A 22,208-nucleotide genomic window follows, 5' to 3' on the forward strand; every position below is an offset into this window, starting at 1 on the left:
TATCTGATACCTATACATGATTCCAAGTTAATGTATGGGTTCCATCTGTCCACTGATCAACACCCGGTGAAATTTCAGAATGTACCCAAGTACCTGCACTATCTAAAATTTGTAATGAATCAGTGCTATCGGTATCAAATCGAATATTGTTATTATCCATATTCTCAAATAAATCACTTAAATTTACGAGGATAAAATCACCAGCGACCCCATCTTTAAAATTGAAAATATCAATATGTTTAAATAAATTTTTATTAACGACACTAAAATCAAACGTTCCAGCTCTTCCTTTTTTGGTGACACTATCTATACCTAAACCACCATCAATTGAGTGATATCGATTGAAATCGGTAAGCGAACTGAATTGAAACTCGTCATTAAAATTAGTTCCTGAAATATCGGTAATGGAAGTAAGTGTATCTCTCCCCCAATTACCTTTAGAAACTGTCATATCTTTATTGTTAGTAATATAAACTCTTATACCTTCTCTTAAATTAGTATAATCTATTTTCGTATTACCACTAGTATTCACTATTCTATCATTACCACTACTGCCGTAAACAATATCATTTCCAGCACCAGTATGAATTTCATCACTTACACTACTACCATAAAATTCATCATCTTTATCAGTTCCAATGATTTTGTGTATATTCACGATACGATCTTCTTTACCATACCCATTATCGCTTACTATACCTGTGTCAAGATTTGCTTTAATTCCATTTGGTGATTTATATTGAACAACTGCATTATTGCCAATACCAATTAATGTATTGTTTCCATCACCACCAATTAAAATTCCTTTTCCTGATATTATATCGTCATATTGTGAACCATATATGTTTTCGATATTTTTTATCGTATCTTTTCCGCCAAAACCATTAGTCGCCGTACCATTACCGTTTGCATCTAACGAAACAACCACACCTTGAATTCCATCATCGTAATAGAGCCAGTCACTACCAGCGCCACCGTCTATAAAATTATCACCACCTTTAGCATGGATATGATCATCACCTGCACCAGCAATAACGGTATTACCTTCCGTTTCGTTTCCATAAAACTGCAAAGTACCATTTTTAATGGTCACATTATTTATATTCTTTATTTCAGCATCATAATTATTAGCTGTAATACGATTGTTTTCTAAATCAACAATATACGATCCTTGCATTGTTTCATCTAAAATAAGCGAGTTAGTTCCACCACTACCGTCAACAAATGTTGTACTCTGGTTTATAATGAATGTATCATCATATTCCGTACCAACAAATTTTGCGAATCCACCCGCTGTAAAACTATCCTGATATGTCTGTCCGTTGATATCTTTTATTACTGTTCCATTAGTAGCGTCTATCTCAATCCCAGAATTCTGTGCAACAATAGAATAACGACTATAATCTAACGTATTCGTTCCATTACCTTTAGTGATAATTTGGTCATTACCCAAAGAACCATAGATGATATTTTCCGACCCGCCACCAACATGAATAATATTATCAGCATCGCTTCCTTCAATGATATCATCAAAAGCTGAACCAACAATATTTTCGAAATTTGAGACCTTATCTACACCATCAAGACCATTGCTATCTTTGGTACCGTTCTTTGTTGCTACTTGATTTTTCAGGCTGATTTCAATGCCATTAGCGACATTACTATAATCGATAGTATCGACACCATCTCCACCATCATAATAATTAGACATTCCGCCTTTGCCTACAATAAGATAATCATCGCCAGCGCCTGTACTAATGAGATAATTAGTATCATTAGCCAATTCAATACGATCGTCAAAATCAGTTCCAACAATGCCATTTATGTTAGTTAGCTGATCCGCACCGCCAAAACCATTTGAATAGGCACGTCGTGTTTTAAGATTTACATCAATGGCCGAAGACGCTAGATGATAATCTACAACGTCAATTCCTGAACCACCAATAAAGGAGTTATAACCTTGCCCAGCAACATAAAGATTATTACCTGCTTCACCGTGAATTACAGCTCGACTAATTGCATCACCTTCAATATAAAAAGTATCATTACCTTCACCACCATATATCGTTATACTACCTTTGGCGGTTTTAAAAATATCATCATGTTGACTACCTTTAATTGATTGAATATTCGTTAAAGTATCCGAACCATCAAAGCCATTATTGATAACTTGTTTATCTGTTTTAGAAAGGTCAACATTAATTCCTTTTACGGATTCTTGATAACTGGCCGTACTATTTCCACCATTACCGCCTATTAGCGTATTGTTACCCCCCATACCTACAAGGATATCATTACCACCATTACCAATTATGATATTGTCTTTATCATCTCCAATTAAGACATCATCAAAATGTGTACCAGTAATGTTATTAATATTTCGAATTGAGTCGTTTCGACCAAATGCATCGGTAACAATGCCCTTAGTTAAATCAACATTGACTCCGTTATCAGTGGTTTCATAACTTATTGTATTAATACCGCCTTTACCATCTATCTGATTATCTTTGCCGCCACCAACAAAAAAGATATCCTTGCCATCACCGCCAATCAAGTTGTTACTTTCTGTTAAGCTTCCGATAAAAGTATTATCACCATTGTTACCAATAATATTTTGAATATTTTCAACCTGTTGATTTACAGCTCCTGTAACAGTTTTCGTATGTAAATCAATAATTAAGTCACCTTTTACTTGGCTATAATCTACAGTATTAATTCCAGCTCCACCGTCATAAATATCTTGTGTTGTGCCAGCAATAATGACATCATCTCCAGCACCACCAACAACATGAACATTATTAGCGGAACTTGATAACAGTATGTTTCCATCGATATCAATAAGAGATGAAGGGGAATCAACAACTGAAAAATTAAAGTCTTCTGTTACAGTTTTTCCATTTGAATCAGTGTATGTTACCGAAATCGAGAATTTATTAATCTGACCTTTTGGATATAAAATAATGATTTCATTGAGCGATAAACCATATTTATCACCCTGCGCTGTACCGCCTCGAATAATTTCATAGTCAGAAGGAAGCCCTGTTATGTTACCTATTGATTGAGCATCATCAAAAGAGACAATACGAAGAATTTTACCTTCTTCAATATAATTTTGATTAGCTACGTTAACCGTCCAATCAGCATTTTCTTGCGAAAGATCAACCAGTGTTGTTGAATACTGCGCATTGGCTGTAACATCCGTTCTTGCTGTTAGATTACCACCACCGACGTCGTAAACATGTTGAGCACTATCAATTAATCCTTCCCATTGATAAAGTTTAACATTAGGCATCTTTGGCGTAATACTTGCAGGTGGTTTACTTTCAACAATTGGAACTTCGCCATCAATACTTGATTGAAACTTTTCTGAATCCGAACTGGATGATGAACTCTTCTTAAAAACAATATCTGCATGAGGTGACTTAAGTTTAGCAGGCTTCACTTGCATGTCTAAATCCATCATATTTTCAAGTGAAGATTGAACTTCATTTGATGACGTGTCCGCACCACCACTTGTATCAATAACAATAAAATTGTCTGTCATGTTTGTCGTGAGATCAACCGTTTTATCTTCGACACTTTCGACAGTGATGTCATCCTCTTTAGTGGTAAGTTGTTCAGGTGCTTTTGTTTCAATTATCTCTGGTGTAATATCTTCAATTTTCGCTAAACTCATAATTTCATATGAATTTAATTTTTTTCCATCATTAAATGCTAATGAAAGCACGCCTCCATTTAAAGAAGCTAATTCGGCTCCCATCGTTAAAATCAATTTACGATTGTCACCTGTAGTAATGATTAAATCCGAACCATTAATTGATAAAGATACTTTATCTTTTTCCCATGAAGCATTAATTTTATTGTCTTCATAAGTAAAAGGAATAATTGAAAGAGCTGGCTCCATCGGTGTTAAGGCTGTATTTGTGTTACTCATAAACTTGTCTCACTTCTTATCTCTATTTATACTCGGTCAACGATTAATTCATGTGTACCATCTGTCCAAATTTCTTTTGAACCATTTACACTATGTGACCAAGAAGAAGAATTTATTAATGCTAAACTGTCATTACTATCTAAAACAAACTCAACTGAATCTGTATCCAAAGCATCAAAAAAGGTCGATAAATCAATGGAAATTCTATCCATGCTATTGTCTTTGAAATCAAAACTGTCTATATGTTTAAAAATAGTTGAACTTCCAAAAAAGAAATTATCTGTTTGACCAGATTTTTTAACAACATCAAATCCTTGACCTCCGTCAATACATTGATAGCCATTTAAATCTGCTAATGAGGTAATTTTGAATATATCATTACCATTGGTTCCAATGATGTTTTCAATACTTTTATAGTTGTCCACACCTTGATTACCATTATCATGGGTTTTGACAATTGTGTTAGTATTAAGATTAACTTCAATTTTAGTATTATTTAATTCATTATAAATTAACGTATCATTACCGCGATCGCCGTTATAACTATCGTTTCCTGTAGAAGCGTAAAATGTATCGTTTCCAAATCGTCCGGTTATAACATTGTCGTTATCATTGCCTCGAACAATACTATCACCCGAACCAGTCACAACTTTATTGATATTGATTAGTTTATCTGTACCTGTGGTTTTCCCACCACTTTTTACAGCAATACCTTTCTCTAAATCGATATCCACATTTGATGCATCGCCATAATCAACCCACGCATTTTTACCAACGCCTTCTAGTGTATCGTTACCAGAAAATCCTCTCATTTCAGCGAAAGATTTAATATAGTCATTGAATTCGGTACCATGAACGGTTTCGACATCCACAATATGGTCTTTACCACCATAGCTATTTTGTGTTACATAACCTGTACCACTTTGATTGAGTTCTACTACAACACCTTTTCCAGTAGTAGAGTATCGATAGCTGATTATATCTGTGCCGCTTCCACCAAAAATTTCATTATTTCCGCCTAAAATATAGAAGGTATCATTTAATGAACCGCCGACAAACTTTGTTGAACCCGATGTTTTAGTATAACCAACATTACCTGAAGCATTTGAAAATCTAACTTCATCAATATTTTTTACGGTGTGATGAAATAAATGTCTATCTTTAACATCATCATCAATCTGATTAGTATCAAGATGAGCCACCATTCTTCCAGACATACCACTATAATCTATGGCATCGTGACCTGAGCTACCATCAATTGTTTGATTGCCTGCTGCAGCGATGAAAACATCACTGCCTTTTGAACCAATAAAAGTATTGAAATTGGTAAAATTATCTGTACCAGAGGTTTTAGTAACAGTGCCGTTACTCATATTGATAGTAACACCGTCACTGAGAGCATCATATCTTAATGTGTTTACACCTTCTCCACCATCAAGAATATCATTACCATAATTGCCGTAAACTGTATCATTTCCAGCCCCAGCTAAAATACTTAGATCGTTAGCACTACTGTAGATCACATCATCAAAATCAGTCGCTATAATTTTTTGAATGTTTGTTATGTTATCTTGACCACCAAAGCCATTTTTAGCAACATCACCCGTTACTAAATCCATTTCCAGACCTGAAGTTGCATTACTGTAATCAACAGTATTAATGAAACCTGCGCCTTGACTTCCTCCATCAATTTTATTGTTGCCAGAACCTGCTATGATTGTATTATTACCAAGACCCCCATCGACTGAATGATCGCCATTACCTAAAACGAAATAATCATCAAAATTAGTTCCAATGACTTTATTAATATCCTTTAAAATATCAATGCCTGAAAAGCCATTGTCATAAACAATACTTTTATTGAAATCAATGCTAATTCCATAAGCTGCATTTACATAACTAAGGGTGTCAAAACCTGTTCCCCCTAAATAATTGTTAAATCCTGCTCCTGCTTCATAGGTGTTATTACCACTATTTCCACTTAAAAATGTGATGCTCGCTTCATTACCACCAACTTTAAAGTGATCATCACCAGCGCCACCATCAATAATGGTAGTGCCAACACCTGTTATGAATTTATCATCATAATCACTTCCAACAATAGCTTGGATATTAATTAGTGTATCTTTTCCACCGAATCCATTATCTTCAACTTGGTTATTATCTTTTGTTAAATCCACTTCAATTCCAGATTCAGCGTCTGAATAGTCAGCGGTGTTAATTCCCTCACCACCATCGAGTGTATTATTTCCACCTCGACCTGATAAAGTATCATTACCTTTACCACCGACAATGAGGTTGTCTTGATCATCGCCTATTAAAATATCATCAAAATCACTACCGGTGATATTTTGAATATTTTTAACAGAGTCCGTGCCACCATTACCGTTATTAATAACTTTATTTGCAGATAAATCAACGTGAACACCGCTAGTCACATTTTCAAAGGCAATGGTATTGATACCTTTACCGCCATCAATAATGTTGTTACCCCCACCACTCATAATCGTATCATTACCATCACCGCCAGTGAGTATATTATTTTCTTGGCTATGCCCAATTATGGTATCGCCATTATTACTTCCAATTACATTTTGAATATTTTCTAATGTATGGTGGGTATTTTTGGCGTCTGTTTTTCCATTATTTAAATCAATAACCAGTGATTCTTTAAGTTGGCTATAATTAACTGTATTTGTACCAGCACCTCCATCATAATGTCCATTTTGATTGCCTGCAAAAATGGTATCATCCCCACTACCAGCGGTGATATCAACATTATTTTTGGTTGATGAAAGTTGAAAATGCCCAGTATTATCAACAATAATTGCTGGGTGATCGGTAATATCAAAATTAGCCTGTTCATTTACTGTATTGCCTTGATTATCAATATAGCTTAAAGCAAGACTAAAAGACGATTTTATTCCTTCAGGATAAATAATTAAAAATTGATTTGCAGCTAATCCAAATTCTTTACCGAGTGCCGAATCAGCTGTAATGATTTTCATATTTCCGAGTTGACCAGTAACAGAAACGACACTTGTTGCATCATTAATTTCTATAACGCGCCCTATTTGCCCAATAGGTAGCTTCGTTTCATCATTAGCGTAAATTGTCCAATTTTCTGTTTCTCCCGATAGATCTATATGAATATTTTCATATTGGATATTAAAATTTTCTGATTCAGCTGCTTCGTCATTACCGGTACCCGCTATCCAAATTTTACTTGAGTTATTAACAACCGATTTGATTTGTAATAACTTTATTGAAGGAATATCGATTTCATCAGAGCTATCTTCGTTATTGTTATTATTATTATCATTGATATCGATAATTTCATGCGATTCTGCAATAAATTTTTCCTTTGAAGATTCGGCTGTATCGGATGTTGATGGATACGGGATATTTTCTGAAATATTGTTATCATTATCACTGATAGTTGATGAAGAATTTTTTGAAATAAACTTTTCAAGATCTTCAATACTCTCTTCATCTTTTTGTAATTGACTGTCTAAATTATTGACTACGATAATTTCAACAGATTCATTAGCGACAGGTTCGATAACTTCATGTTCATCTTGCCCCTTCATCTCATTTTTTTCAGTAACATCAGATTCATTATTTTCAGTTAACTTTGGCGCAGTATTAATAGATTGAGACTTGGAAATTAACTCATTAGCATTGATTGTAACCCCATCTTTAAATGAAAAAGTAAATATATTTGGGTCTAATGATGCTAGTTTAGCCGCTAATGGTAATATTAATTTTTTATCACCAGACTGAACAATCAAATCAGTACCATTAATTAATAATTCAACATCTTTATAATTAACGGGTATATAGTTTTCTGCATAGGTAACAGGAACAACAGCTGTTTCTGATGATGCAGGCATTGGTAATTCATTATATTGTGACATCTATTTATATCCATTCATCTAAATAAGTTAAGGTTCTGAAAAAACAAGAGAACTGTTTGACAATAAGGGTTTTAAAAAGTATTCCAGTAATGTCCTTTTTCCAGTCAGCAAATATGCATCGACACTCATACCTGGGTACATAGTTACATTATATTTCTCAGAAGGAACTTCAATACTAACAAGGTAATATCGACCTAAATTTTCGTCTGAAACAGCATCTGCACTGATAACAGATACTCTTCCCTCTAGTGTGTTAGCATATGAAACGTCAAAAGCACTGATATGCAATCTTGCAACCATTTTTTCCCAAATACGATCCCTATCTTCTGGTCTTACTTTTACTTCAGCAATGAGAGGGACTTCTGAAGGTGCTATTTCAACTACTTCTCCCCCTGCTCGAATAACTGCACCTGTATGAGCAACAAACAGACGCTGAACTACGCCATCGGCAGGACTGACAATTTTTGAGTTTTCTCGTCGTCCTTCACTGTGCGTTCGCGAGTTATCAACATCGCTTAAATTGATATTAACTTGAGTTAGTTGTTTTTGAACATCAGATATGAAGTCAGCTTGAATCTGTTCATATCTTGCTTCATATTCTGAAAGTTCACTATTTAATCGTGGTACTCTTAATCTGGACTCATTAAGTGCGGTTTGTATTTGCTGATTTTCAAGTTTTTTCTGAAGCAAAGCTCCTTGTGCTGCTGCTCCCTTAGCTACCATGTTTTTGTAAAGCTGTACTTCTTGTTTAGCCAACTCCGCTTGTTTGCTAAGATCATCAATTTTAGTGACCAATTCTAAAATTTGCGCTTTCTTCTGTTCTACTTGAGCATTAATGACTTGTTTTTGTGCCCGTAAAGCTACGGATCTTGAATCAAATAAATGCAATTCATTTGTTATAATTTCATCTAATGATTTTTCACCCGTAAATTTAGGTTCAAATTTTTCATTACTTAATTCTGCATTAAGTCGTTCTATTCTGACCAATAAAGCTTTGCGTTCAATTTCATTTTTGGCAAAGCTTTCATTAACATAGCTATTATCAACAATCGCAATTAATTGTCCTTTTGTAACATGCTGCCCTTCATGCACCAAAAGTTGTTGAATAACGCCACCTTCAGGGTGTTGAAGAGTGATATTTCGACTTTCGACACGAATAACACCAACACCTTTAACTAACACATCAACTTTAAATAATGAAATCCAAATTAGAAATAGAACGATAACAAGTAGTGTTCTACCTGCTATTCCTGTTGGCATATAGTTAGCTAGTTTTTTTAAAACTACCACTCCATCTTGAAATTTTTCTCTAAATCTATCTTTCATTTTGATTCAAATATTGTCATTAATTTGTTGGTATCAGTTGGCAGCGATGACCACTTTAATTTACCTGTTCTAGTAATTTATTGCGCCTATATTTTAGTTCTGTATCATTCTTTGACTTTGAATCTCTGAAGGCTGATTTTCAACCACATTGACTTCATCATCACGTAATATACGGATAGATACAAATCCAATATCACTCCTATTAACAGAAGCATTTTCTATTTTTACTTTTTGAACGGAAACTTTTCGAGATTGTAAAATACTAAACACTTCTAAACTTCGTTGATATTGTAGACTTAAAGAAAAACCAACTTGTGCGTCATCTGACGAAGTAGCAAAAATAACAGCACCTTTTTCCTCGATTTGGTCTTTATTCGCATCAATCCATTGAATCAATTTTTCTTTATTTGCTTCTGTTAAGAAATTTCGATTTTTAGGCCCCTGAAAATCCAGACGTAATTCATTTGGATTGACACCCTGATCATACTTATAAACATTAGTCACTAATTGATTACGCTCACGCAATTTAATCCCAACATTTTGTTGAGCAATAATCATTAATATTTGAAAAAGTAACGTAATTAGAAGATATACAAGTAATAATACTGTCATCATATCAACATATGCTGGCCAGAAATGTGAATTTGATTTCATAGAAATACCTTTCTTTTCATTATTTTAAGCTAAGTTTGAACATTCCATCATCTAACTTATCAGCAAGTAAATATAAACCGAGTGTAGAAAGATAATAATCATATAATGCTGATGATCGACTTACTTTCGCACTAAAGTAATCTGTTTCTACGGTTAATAAATCGTTTAGATTACGTTTACCTAAAATGAATTCATCCATATATAATTTGCGAGTTCTACTTGCATCATCTTCGGCTTTCGATTGTATTAGGTAAGTATCAGTAGAGTTAAGCGCATCTTCTACCAAATTATTTGAAACCTCTTTAATATCACGTACCAGTTGATTGTAAGAAGCCATACTATAACTATATCGAGCTACTGCTTGACTGATTCTTGATGAATTAATACCACCATCTAAGACAGGCATACTAACTTGTAGTGACACTTTACCACCGATGAAATTGCCATTTTTATCACTTGGATGTTGGAAAGGTTTACTATACGATCCGACAGCATCAACTGAAGGATATCGTGCACTTTTTGCTACCTCAATTTCTGAACGAGCACTGTTTAACTGAGCCTCAGAAGATTTAATATCAGGGTTATTTTCCAACACATTATTCAAGATTTGGTCATATAATTGACTTGTAATAAATACTTCTTTCAATTTTACAGGATGGGTTGGCGCTGAACGACCCAACAAAGAATTCAACTCTTGTATCGATTTTTTCAATTGAAGTTCAATTGATTTAGAAGCATTTTGTGCATTGGTTAATGCTAATTGTGCCCTGATTAATTCTGACTGAGGTGAAAGCCCTCCTGTAACTTGTACACCAATAGTATTTACAAGTTGTGACATTTCTTTTATATAATCTTGAGCGTAATCTTTTTGTTGCGTGTAACGACGTACATTAAAGTAAGCTTTCACTACATTGAACGTAACTTTATTTTTTTCATAATCAGCAACATATTTAGCTGATTCACGAAGTTGTTTTGCACTATCTACACTATAACGAGTACGACCAAAATCAAGCAGGTTATATTGAAAAGAGACCTGAGCTTGAGCATATTCATCATTAGACCTTGATATCGAGCTCATTCGATCGAAGGCTTTATCGCGGGTTTTAGCTAACACATTAACTTTAGGATAGTATGTTGCTTTCATTTCATCTATTCTTGCATCTGCTTCTTCTAATCTTGAGTTCGCAGAAACAGTACGCAAGGAGTAATATTGAGCAAGTTCTATGGCTTCTGCTAAAGATAATCCTCTTGATTCAATATCAAAACCATTTTGCAATATACTAGGTAATTGTTTATTAGCTAATAGAATATTTTCATTTGCTTCGTAAGTATTTTGGGTATTTGGTAGCTCATGTTTAACAGTACAACCAATCATAAGGGACGAAAGCACACTTAATACGATAATTTTATTTTTCACAACATAATCCATATAACAAATAACTATTTAAAAATAATTAACTCCATCTTATCTTTAATAAAATAGAGTTAATTAACTGTGCTACACAAAGTATTAACTCAATTTTGAACAGATGCTCTTAATGTAGTCATTTGACTAACACATTCTTGCAAAAGTTCATTTTGTTGACGCACTACTTGTACTACTGCTTCGGAATCACTTGTTTTCATACGAGCAACGGATTCAATTGTTAATAACTGTTGGCGAACACCTTCCATTTCAGATTGCAAACATGTCAGTGTTTCAGCTACTTCTTTAAATGTTTGAACTATTTGTATGCGATCCGCATTCATTCCACCAATTGCTTCAACTAGAGCAGTACGATTTCTATCTGTTGAGGTATAAACATTTTCAATAACTTCAATTGTTTGACTTTGAACCTCATTAATTTTCACCGTATGTTCATCAATTGCATTTAACGCATTATTCGCTGTTTCTAATTCGACTTGAATACTTCGTAAAATAGGTTGTTGACCATCAATAGAGGCAAGCATTGAATTGACACCTTCTAACTCACTTTGTATTTGCCCCAACACAGATTGCATAGAATTGAATATTTGGTTTTGTGAGGCAAAACTCTGCTCTTGCTGTTGAATGAGCTTATCAAAATAATTAGATAATTTATTGGTGCTTTCAATCTGTTGTAATTGATTATCTTCGAATTTTTTCTGATAATTAAGAAATTGATTAAATGAATCTAATAAAGCTGCATTTAAATTCGTTGTTTGCAATTTAACGTCCGAAGGTGATGCAAGAGCAGACTCAGTAGAACCATTAATTACACTTGATATAGAAACGCCTACATCATTAGCATTCGTTTTAGCCCAATCTTCAACTGAAAAATAGATATTATCAACTATTGAGCCTAATAAATGCGCTAATAAGCCCATTACTAAAGAACCCATTAATCCAAGAAATGATGCAGTAAATGCTGCTGACATGCCACCTAAAGGTGCGGCAATACCACCAAGTAAAGCTGAAATATCACTGGTATTATTAGTAACAATATCCATTGATTCACGGATACTGCCCATTGTTAAGATTAATCCAATGAACGTACCTAATAACCCTAAACCAACTAATAAACCTGATAAATAATCTGCGCCAGATACACGGTGGGAAAAGCTATCTTTTAATTTGTCTAGAACAGAATTACGGATTTCTGGACCTGAAAGTGCCAAATCAGATACACGCCCTCTTAACCCTTTAACTGCACCTTTAAAAGGAAAGTTATTTAATTTATCAAAATTATTGGGATTTTCTGAGGCTACTGATAAAAACTTTTTCCAGCTATTGATTCCGCTCATTAGTGAAACAGAAACAATAAAAGTATAAATTACACCAATAACTTGCATTGAAATAATAGCGGTATTGATAATTTTATTATGATTAATAGCTTCTAAAAGATCATCAAAAAAATATGCATAAGCTATTACTATTACAAAGAGGATCAATAATATAAATCTTATCGATCGTTTAACAGAATTCAACTTCACTTTATCCATCCTTAAACTAAATTATAAAAACATTCATAATTTAGTATAACTATATTTATTTTCCAATTTTTTATAAAAAATTAATATTCATCAATCTTCTTAACGAAAATATGATGAATTCTTATTATAATACTGATTAAAAAAATTGAAACCTTTTTATTCAAAAATTTCCAAATAAATATTATTTAGAAATAAAAACATCTAAAAAAACTATAATAAACCATTATCTTTATTAGCTTTAATGAATATTGCACTTTTATTAAACTATAAATTAGAAACTTTTAGATCAATTTTTTACGCCGATTAACGCCCTAAAATTCCATGAATAATTATGGCGAATCATTTTAAATAACTTACTTAAGTAAGTTCAATATCCTCAAGTTAATTATATTATTAGCCAAATAAGCTATTACTGAGATTTTATAGAAGAGCATAAAAATTTATTTTGTAAAATAAGTTTGCTTTTATTACAGAAAATTAACAAATAAGTCACTGTGTTGAATTCCCGTTAGCAAATATTATGTGTTAGATTTTTTGAGAAGATGATTGGAGAAATTAATCTATCCTTTTCAAAAGGAAAATTTAGTTAATATACAGGCAAATGACCAAACCAATTATGATACCAACGCGGATTTATTTCATTCCTCATTGTTTTCAACTCCCATTTATGATGATAAAAAACTAAACTTATTTGTCCTGATTTAGATGTGGTATAAAAATTTAATTGTCGATCTTTGTAACGTGCTATAACTTTATTGGAAGGCAATTTCCAAGGATTATAACGGGAAGTCGACAAAAGGGACACGCTAGGATTAACAGCGTTTAAAAAAGCATAGCTTGATGACGTGTTACTACCATGATGAGGAATTTGTAAAATTGTTGATTTAAGTGTATTTCGATATTTTTCAATCAATTGATACTCTTGATTTTTTTCTAAGTCACCTGATAATAATACTGAAAATTGACCATCTGTAATGTGTATTACACATGAATCTTCGTTTTGCGCATATTCGGCTAGATGAGTTGGCCATAATACAGTTAAACTTAGATTATTCCATGTCAGATGATTTTCTGATAAACAGTGATAGTGATTTTTTAATTTTACTGATGAACTCATCAGCCATGCATTGGGATAATGTTGTTGAAGTAGATAAAGTCCACCAATATGATCATTGTGTTGATGGCTAATAATAATTCCCTTTACATCTAAATTGTGCCATTGTAAAAATGGAATGATTATACGTTCTGCGGCAGAACTATTTTGCCACTGCGCCCCCGTATCATACAATATTGCGGATTTCCCATCATGTATGACAATTGCCAGACCATGACCGACATCTAACATATCCATTCGCCATAGATAATGCTGTTTTTTAAAAAATGGACTCACTATTATCATGAGTAAAATGCAGAGGGTTATAGTATGACGACGCCAAAATTCCGTTTTAAGAGTAATTATGGCCAGCCATCCAATAATACTTAATAAATAAAAATCAGATGAAGTAGTAAACCAAGGGAAATCAATCAGCTTCAGACAGTAAAATAAATAATCAAGTGACTGTTCAGCAATAAACCAAAACCATAATGCTAAATAGAAACAATCAAAAAAACTAAAACAGAGTGCTATCAAGATTGATGGAAAAGTCAGTAACGATATGATTGGAATCGCAATTAAATTTGCCAAAAGAGCCATAGTACTGACACCTTGAAAAACAAATAATTGTATTGGTAACAATAACGCCGTTAAACCTAATTGTAGATGTATTAATTTAACTAGGTAACACTTTTTGTTATTTTGAATCTTTTTTGATAATGGTACCCATTGATATAAAAATATTAAGCTAACAACAGCATAACAAGATAGCCAAAAACTTTCAGATAAAATCATCAACGGATCGGTTAATAATAATAAGGCTATTATTCGATTAATTTTCTGCCATGCGCTGATATGTTGATTTTGACAGCGTAAATAAATCCATATCCCTAATGCCATTATTGCACGTAAAGCAGGAGGATTGAATCCTGTTAACCAAGCATAAAAACAGGCGCATAACCATCCGATTATAATTGGGACATATAAATTATTAAATCGCTGTGGAATAAAAAATAACATTAATTTGACGAGACTGTAACACATACCAAAGACCAACAAAATATGCATACCTGATATCGCCATTAAGTGAGCAACGCCGGTATTCATCATAATTTGCCGATAATGATGATCAAGTTGAGAGCGATCACCAAAAGCCAATGCAAATAATATCCCACGGTAATGAAACAAATACATATAAGGCAAAGCATGATCAACAATAGTTTGTCTAATATCATTTTTATCTTTTAATAATTTAGCATTATTGATTTTTGCAGATAATAATGTCCGATTGGCTATAGCAAAACGCTGACTATCAAATCCTCCTTCATTTAAATAACTATGAATTACTTTCGTTTTTATCGTTAATTGCCAAATTTGACCTATTTTAGGTACATTAACATTATCCCAATAAATTGAAATTGGGATAGGAGTTGATGATGCTTGGTGATTACTTTCAAGAATAGTCCATTGCAGATAGTAAGGATTCATTTGCTGAGATGGATGCCGGATATTGATACTTTCGACTTTTGCTTTGACGACGAGTGTTTTGTCAATGTAAGGATCGATATTGATTAAATACTGTTTAGAATATGCCGTCGACCATAAGAAACTTAACATAAATATACTAATAAGTAACAACGTTTTTCTAAATAGAAATTTACTCGCAATGACAATAATCAACACGCCAAAAGCTGTCGCATACCAAAATATGTCTGAAAGTAATTTAGACATAAACATTAATGGCAAGCAGCCTAATGAAAATGTAATTATAAGTAAATCATGTGAATAAATTTGCCGCATTGACTCAAATTAGGCTATCGAATTAACAATAAGTTAGCATAACCTGTCAACAAATTATGCTCAGAAACTTTTGATAGATATTGCGATCTTGGTTCCAATCTTAATTCGCATTTGTTAAAAATCGATCATTATGATAAGAACATTTATAAATGTATTTTGATAGGTGTTAAGACTAAAATTACTTTAAATAGTCATCAAACTTTTTAATTATTTTTAAATAACTTTTTAATGTTTAATCAATATATTAATTGAGGGATTAATAAAAAAGCCTTTGAGTTAACTCAAAGGCTTTTAAACTAAATACTATTTTAGATATTATGCTTTAGCGGCATTATTTACTCTTTCACGTAATTCTTTACCTGGTTTAAAGTGAGGAATGTATTTATGTTTCACCTCAACATTACCACCAGTTCTTGGGTTTCTCGCTTTACGTGGTGCACGATAATTTAAGCTGAAACTACCAAATCCTCGAATTTCTACACGATCGTTGCTTTCCATAGCTAAAGCGATCTGTTCAATAATATCTCTTACAGCGTCATCAACAAGTTGCACAGGAAGGTGTGCCCGCCAGTTGACTATCTTTTCCACTAAATCTGATCTGTTCATGGTCACTCCTAAGTTATGTATGTGATATATAATTTGTTCATTTTATACCACAAAAGAAAAAGAGGGCAAGCCCTCTTTACTTTTTAGTTGAATATTTTTTACTCGGTTTTTGATGCAGCTTTGAATGCTTCAGCCATTGCATTAGTAAATGATGCTTCTTCTTGAGTTGAAGTATTATTTACAGCAGCAAGTGCTTCTTTTTCGTCAGCTTCATCTTTAGCACGTACAGATAATGAAATTGCGCGAGTTTTACGATCGATATTAACAATCTTAGCCTCGACTTCATCACCAACTTTTAATGCAGTTGTTGCATCTTCAATACGTTCACGTGCGATATCTTGAGCTTTTAAGTAACCTTCAATGCCTTCTGCGATTTCAATTGTTGCGCCTTTAGCATCAACAGCTGTTACATGACCTTTAACAATTGAACCTTTTTTGAAGTTTGAAGCAAAGCTACTAAATGGATCATCTTCAAGTTGTTTAATACCTAAAGAGATACGCTCACGTTCTGCATCAACTTGTAATACAACCGCTTCGATATCATCACCTTTCTTATAAGCTTTAACTGCTTCTTCACCTGGCATATTCCAAGAGATATCAGAAAGATGAACTAAACCGTCAATACCACCATCTAAACCGATGAAGATACCGAAATCAGTGATTGATTTGATCTTACCGCTAACTTTATCACCTTTATTGTGTGATTCAGCAAATTGTAACCATGGGTTAGGTTTACATTGTTTAAGACCAAGAGAAATACGACGACGTTCTTCATCAATTTCAAGAACAATAACTTCAACTTCATCACCTAAGCTAACCACTTTAGATGGGTGAATGTTTTTGTTAGTCCAATCCATTTCAGAAACGTGAACTAAACCTTCAACGCCAGTTTCAATTTCTACGAAACAACCGTAATCAGTTAAGTTAGTTACTTTACCAGTTACTTTAGTGCCTTCTGGGTAACGTTTAGCAATTGAAACCCATGGATCTTCGCCTAATTGTTTTAAGCCAAGAGATACACGTGAACGGTCTTTATCAAATTTAAGAACTTTAACAAGTAATTCTTGACCCACTTCAACCACTTCACTTGGGTGTTTAACACGTTTCCAAGCCATATCAGTAATATGAAGTAAACCATCAACACCACCAAGGTCAACGAATGCACCATAATCAGTAAGATTTTTGATGATACCTTTAACTTCAGAACCTTCTTGAAGATTTTCAAGAAGTTGTTCTCTTTCTGCGCTATTTTCAGATTCAATTACTGCACGACGAGAAACAACAACGTTGTTACGTTTTTGATCTAATTTAATAACTTTTAATTCGATTTCTCTATTTTCAATATGAGAAGTATCGCGTAATGGACGTACATCAACAAGCGAACCAGGAAGGAACGCACGAACGCCATTAAGATCAACCGTAAAGCCACCTTTAACTTTACCATTGATAACACCTAAAACTGTTGCAGCATCTTCAACTGCTTTTTCTAATGTAAGCCACGCTTCATGACGTTTAGCTTTTTCACGAGATAGAATGGTTTCACCAAAGCCGTCTTCAATTGAGTCAAGTACGACATCAACAACGTCACCAACTTTAACTTCTAATTCGCCTTGGGCATTTTTAAACTGCTCTACTGGAATTGCTGATTCAGATTTTAAACCAGCATCAACTAAAACAACATCTTTGTCGATTGCAACGACAGTACCACGGATCATGTTACCAGAACGAGTGTCTAGTTGATTTAAAGACTCTTCAAAGAGTTGAGCAAAAGATTCAGTCATATTTATATACTTAAATTAATATTAACGTCCACATTACATCATGTCTTGTGGGGTTGTTTATGATACTCCACTCGTCCTTATAATGGAGCTTTGTTCACGTTATAAATAAATTTACAACGCAAGTTTTTCGTTTATATACGTAATAGATTGATTAAATACATCTTGAATAGAGAGTGATGTGGTATCAATTATTAGTGCATCTGTTGCAGGTTTTAATGGGGCAACGGCTCGATTACGATCTCGCTCATCACGCGCAGTTATCTCCTGCAAAATTTCGGCGAATTTAGCATGTTTTTGCTTATCTTGCAACTGTTTCATTCTTCTTTCTGCTCTTGAGTGCGGGCTGGCATCCAGAAAAATTTTTACTGGTGCATCAGTAAACACAACTGTCCCCATGTCTCGCCCATCCGCAATTAACCCCGGCAACTGCCTGAAATCTCTTTGTCGTTGCAATAATGCTGCCCGAACTTGATTTAGCGAAGCCACTTTAGAAGCAGCGCCTCCAGTCTCTTCAGTACGAATATCTTTAGAAACATCAACGCCATTTAATAGTACTTTGACTTCGCCATGATGGGTATCAAAAGTTAAAGGTAAATTTAATGCTAATTGAGTTAATTGTAGTTCATCATTGAGCGCAATGTGATGATTAAGCGCCGACAACGCAAGCACACGATAAATCGCGCCAGAGTCTAAAAGATGCCAATTGAAATGATTAGCTAACGCTTGACACAACGTGCCCTTCCCCACACCACTAGGGCCATCGACAGCAATAACAGGAACTAATGTATTCATTTAGTATTCACTCAATCGTTTAAATTGTTCAAAATAGTCAGGAAATGTTTTCATTGTACATTTAGGATCTAATATAGTCACGGGCGTATCGGATAATGCCACTAATGAAAAACACATTGCCATACGATGATCGTTATAGGTTTTTATTTCAGCATGTGTTAAAGATTTAGAGGGGATAATCGTTATATAATCGTTACCTTCTTCAACCTCTGCCCCTACTTTACGCAATTCAGTTGCCATAGCAGATAAGCGGTCAGTTTCTTTAACTCGCCAATTATAGATATTACGGATAGTTGTGGATCCTTTGGCAAACAAAGCGGTTGTTGCTATTGTCATCGCCGCATCAGGAATATGATTCATATCCATATCAATACCGTTAAGTTCCCCTCGGCTACACTCGATATAATCATCAGCCCACGTTACTTTAGCTCCCATATTTTCAAGTACATGGGCAAATTGGGTATCACCTTGTAAGCTTTTTTTACCAACACCTGTGACGCGAACAGTGCCCCCTTTAATCGCCGCTGCAGCTAAAAAATATGAAGCAGATGAAGCATCACCTTCAACCAAATAAGTACCCGGTGACTTATAAGTTTGCTTTGCTTTAATAACAAATTTTTGATAATTATCATTGATGACCGACACCCCAAATATCGCCATCATTTTGATCGTGATATCAATATACGGTTTAGAGACTAAATCCCCTAAAATAGTAATTTCAGTATCGTTATCAGCAAGTGGGGATGCCATTAATAGCGCCGTTAAAAATTGACTTGAAACAGAGCCATCAACCTGAATATTACCGCCAATAAAGCCCCCATGAATATGCAGTGGTGGATAACCTTCATTTTCAAGATAATCTATGTTAGCCCCACCTTGACGAAGCGCATCAACTAAATGCCCTATTGGGCGCTCTTTCATACGTGGTTCGCCCGTAAGCACAATATTATTTTCACCAAGACATAACGCAGCAGTTAAAGGACGCATCGCCGTACCGGCATTCCCTAAAAAAAGCTCTAATGCATGGGATGAATGTAATTTTCCGCCGACACCCTGAATATCACAAATCGTGCGATCATTCGATAATTGATACGTAACACCTAATGCTTTAAGAGCATCAAGCATATAACGGACATCATCGCTGTCTAATAAATTTGTTAAACGTGTATTACCTTGACTCAATGCAGACAAAAGTAGCGCCCGATTAGACACACTTTTTGAACCCGGTAAGTTTATCGTACCATTAAATCTTTTTATCGGTTGTAATGTTAGGGATAACATGATAGTTCTCTTTATATTTTTAAGATTTTTAAAATTTATCTAAAGTTGCTTTCAACAATTCAATCGCTTGTTTATCTTTAGCACTATTTTGCCACAATTTATCAAATAACAACCGGTATCGCTTAATCGCATCGTGAGACGAGGTAATAGAAGCAATCCCTGTGGTCACATTCGGTAATTCACCTAATCGAAACGGGCTCATCGCTAACGAAATCGGGTTTTCATTTTGATAAAATAGTTGAAAAGCAATAGATGGAATTGCATGCTCTGTAATAGCAATGGTTGGCGAATAAGTTTGTTGTTCAATTAATTCAATTAAGTGATAGACTTCTTTGCGAGCTAATAGCATGCGTTCAGACTTTTTACCCGGTGAAAGATTTAAATTACCGACTAAACCAATATGTAAAAAACGTTCTACATTGCGTAAACTAATTAAATTAATGACTTTAGGCGCTGATTGATAGAATTGTGTTTGTCGTTCTTTTAAAATGGCTAACGTTGTTGCATATTTTTTTAAATTAATTGAATCGCCCGATTCATCTAGCATCATAGCAAGATGAGAAAGATAATCTGGTGAAGTGAGTAAAAAAGAAAAAGGATCAAAATGAGAATAAATATGTGTTGATTGTTCTTCAAGTTGGCGCATACGTTCAAAAAAACCTTCACCACTTGAATAATATTCAGTATCAATACCAAGCAAGCTTGCTAAGGATGTATCTAACAAAGTCGCTAAACGTCCTAATGTTTCGATTTTGATAATTTCACCCTTTTCAAGACGGTAAACCGCAGCTCTTGAAATTCTAAGATTTTGTGCTATGTCTTCTGCTTTTAAGGAAGCCGCTATACGATACGCCCGTAAACGCTGACCTATCGCACAATAATCAATCGATCCAGTATTCATAATTCACTCAAACCATTCGGATTTTGGCAGTGTAACATAAGGTAATCATATTGCCAATTTGCAATCCAGGCAATTTTATTCAATTCTTCATACCATTAATTTTTGTATATCATTTTCAATTCATCAATATATGATTTTTGACTCAAGTAATAGATAATCTATCATCCATAATTAAATAACGTCATAAATATTGGCATTAGCAATGTAAGCAAAAAACCTTGCACGATAGCAGGTGGCACTATCATTATTCCTGCTCCTTTCTGTAACATAGGCAAAGTAAAATCCATAGACGTTGCACCACATAAACCCAGTGTTGTTAATTTATACCGTTTTATTAATGTTGGAATAAGTATAATGGCAAAAAGTTCACGTAATATATCATTTAAAAATGTGGCACTGCCAATAATTGCCCCATGCGCTTCAGTCATTAAAATGCCTGACAAAGAATACCAACCAAATCCAGATGACATACCTAATCCTATACGCAAAGGAAGATCTAATAGTAAAGCGGTTACCATTCCACCAATAAAAGTGCTTATAATGACGATTAGCGTTGTTGCAATACCAACTTTGTTAAGTAAAATTTGTTTAAGTGAAATATTATTACTTCTTAACTGAATACCAATTAACAAGAGTAAAAAAACTAAAACAACCTGAATAATGTTTTCGGTATATTGCCATACAAACAATGGAAAAAGTCCGACTATAAATCCCAAAACAAGTGCAATAAAGACACGCAATGATTCCAATATCATTTTTACGCGTGAACCAAAGGTTTGTTTAACGCTTGAGGCTTTCCACGGTAAAAATAGGTCAAATAACATTAGAAAAATAAAATTCCCGCCAAAAGTACAGATAAAAATAATAGCAGTATAAAATAGAACATTTTGCAAATTAGTCGCAAGGTTATCTAAATGAGCAAGTTCTGCGCCCATAATAAAAAGAATAAAATAAACCATCCAACTTAGAATTTGGTTAATTTTAGCTATCCATTTTTCTTGTTTGCATTTAATTAAATAACCAATGCACAAAGGCACAAGTGCTATTAGAATACCAAAATACATATTTCATTCCCTACTAATTAATTTAAGACAATTATTTTATTGAGCTTTAATTAAAAAAATCGATAAACAACAAGTTGAATATCGATTGTAATCAATTTTGATAATTT

At 33.9% G+C, this 22,208-nt stretch carries 13 protein-coding genes; all 13 read right to left on the reverse strand.

Annotated elements, in window-relative coordinates; translation table 11 throughout:
- Positions 1 to 10 precede the first annotated feature (10 nt).
- The gene (locus ACGH6R_RS01980; protein WP_411598740.1) at positions 11 to 3,934 is read right to left on the reverse strand and encodes a beta strand repeat-containing protein; all 3,924 of its coding nucleotides are present in this window, start codon (positions 3,932 to 3,934) and stop codon (positions 11 to 13) included.
- Between the two features lie 26 nt (positions 3,935 to 3,960).
- Positions 3,961 to 7,851, reverse strand: coding sequence for a hypothetical protein (locus ACGH6R_RS01985; RefSeq protein ID WP_411598741.1), 3,891 nt, complete (start codon positions 7,849 to 7,851; stop codon positions 3,961 to 3,963).
- Between the two features lie 27 nt (positions 7,852 to 7,878).
- Complete coding sequence (locus tag ACGH6R_RS01990) at positions 7,879 to 9,177, reverse strand: HlyD family type I secretion periplasmic adaptor subunit (RefSeq protein WP_267352499.1); 1,299 nt, start codon at positions 9,175 to 9,177, stop codon at positions 7,879 to 7,881.
- 93 nt (positions 9,178 to 9,270) lie between these two features.
- Positions 9,271 to 9,831, reverse strand: coding sequence for a hypothetical protein (locus ACGH6R_RS01995; protein ID WP_267352498.1), 561 nt, complete (start codon positions 9,829 to 9,831; stop codon positions 9,271 to 9,273).
- Positions 9,832 to 9,850: 19 nt separating this feature from the next.
- Positions 9,851 to 11,248: a TolC family protein gene (locus ACGH6R_RS02000; RefSeq protein ID WP_179855830.1), complete on the reverse strand. Its 1,398-nt coding sequence runs from the start codon at positions 11,246 to 11,248 to the stop codon at positions 9,851 to 9,853.
- 98 nt (positions 11,249 to 11,346) lie between these two features.
- Positions 11,347 to 12,783, reverse strand: coding sequence for a MotA/TolQ/ExbB proton channel family protein (locus ACGH6R_RS02005; protein WP_267380711.1), 1,437 nt, complete (start codon positions 12,781 to 12,783; stop codon positions 11,347 to 11,349).
- A gap of 586 nt (positions 12,784 to 13,369) precedes the next feature.
- Positions 13,370 to 15,607 carry a DNA internalization-related competence protein ComEC/Rec2 gene (locus ACGH6R_RS02010; RefSeq protein WP_411598742.1) on the reverse strand — a complete coding sequence of 746 codons (2,238 nt, stop codon included), beginning with the start codon at positions 15,605 to 15,607 and terminating at the stop codon, positions 13,370 to 13,372.
- Between the two features lie 384 nt (positions 15,608 to 15,991).
- Positions 15,992 to 16,282: an integration host factor subunit beta gene (ihfB, locus tag ACGH6R_RS02015; RefSeq protein WP_065559335.1), complete on the reverse strand. Its 291-nt coding sequence runs from the start codon at positions 16,280 to 16,282 to the stop codon at positions 15,992 to 15,994.
- 98 nt (positions 16,283 to 16,380) lie between these two features.
- On the reverse strand, positions 16,381 to 18,063 hold the full coding sequence (gene rpsA / locus ACGH6R_RS02020) for a 30S ribosomal protein S1 (RefSeq protein WP_267352495.1): 1,683 nt from the start codon (positions 18,061 to 18,063) through the stop codon (positions 16,381 to 16,383).
- Positions 18,064 to 18,174: 111 nt separating this feature from the next.
- On the reverse strand, positions 18,175 to 18,855 hold the full coding sequence (cmk, locus tag ACGH6R_RS02025; protein ID WP_267352494.1) for a (d)CMP kinase: 681 nt from the start codon (positions 18,853 to 18,855) through the stop codon (positions 18,175 to 18,177).
- Entirely contained in the window at positions 18,856 to 20,139 is a 1,284-nt protein-coding gene (gene aroA / locus ACGH6R_RS02030) for a 3-phosphoshikimate 1-carboxyvinyltransferase (RefSeq protein ID WP_411598960.1), read from the reverse strand.
- A gap of 25 nt (positions 20,140 to 20,164) precedes the next feature.
- Positions 20,165 to 21,037 (reverse strand): helix-turn-helix domain-containing protein, encoded by an 873-nt coding sequence (locus tag ACGH6R_RS02035; RefSeq protein WP_267360208.1) that lies wholly within the window; start codon positions 21,035 to 21,037, stop codon positions 20,165 to 20,167.
- A gap of 161 nt (positions 21,038 to 21,198) precedes the next feature.
- A complete protein-coding gene (locus ACGH6R_RS02040; protein ID WP_411598743.1) occupies positions 21,199 to 22,101 on the reverse strand; it encodes a lysine exporter LysO family protein in 903 nt (300 codons plus the stop codon).
- Positions 22,102 to 22,208 lie beyond the last annotated feature (107 nt).

It is taken from the genome of Gilliamella sp. CG13 (genome assembly GCF_046635805.1).
GTDB classification, from domain to species: Bacteria; Pseudomonadota; Gammaproteobacteria; order Enterobacterales; family Orbaceae; genus Gilliamella; species Gilliamella apicola_I.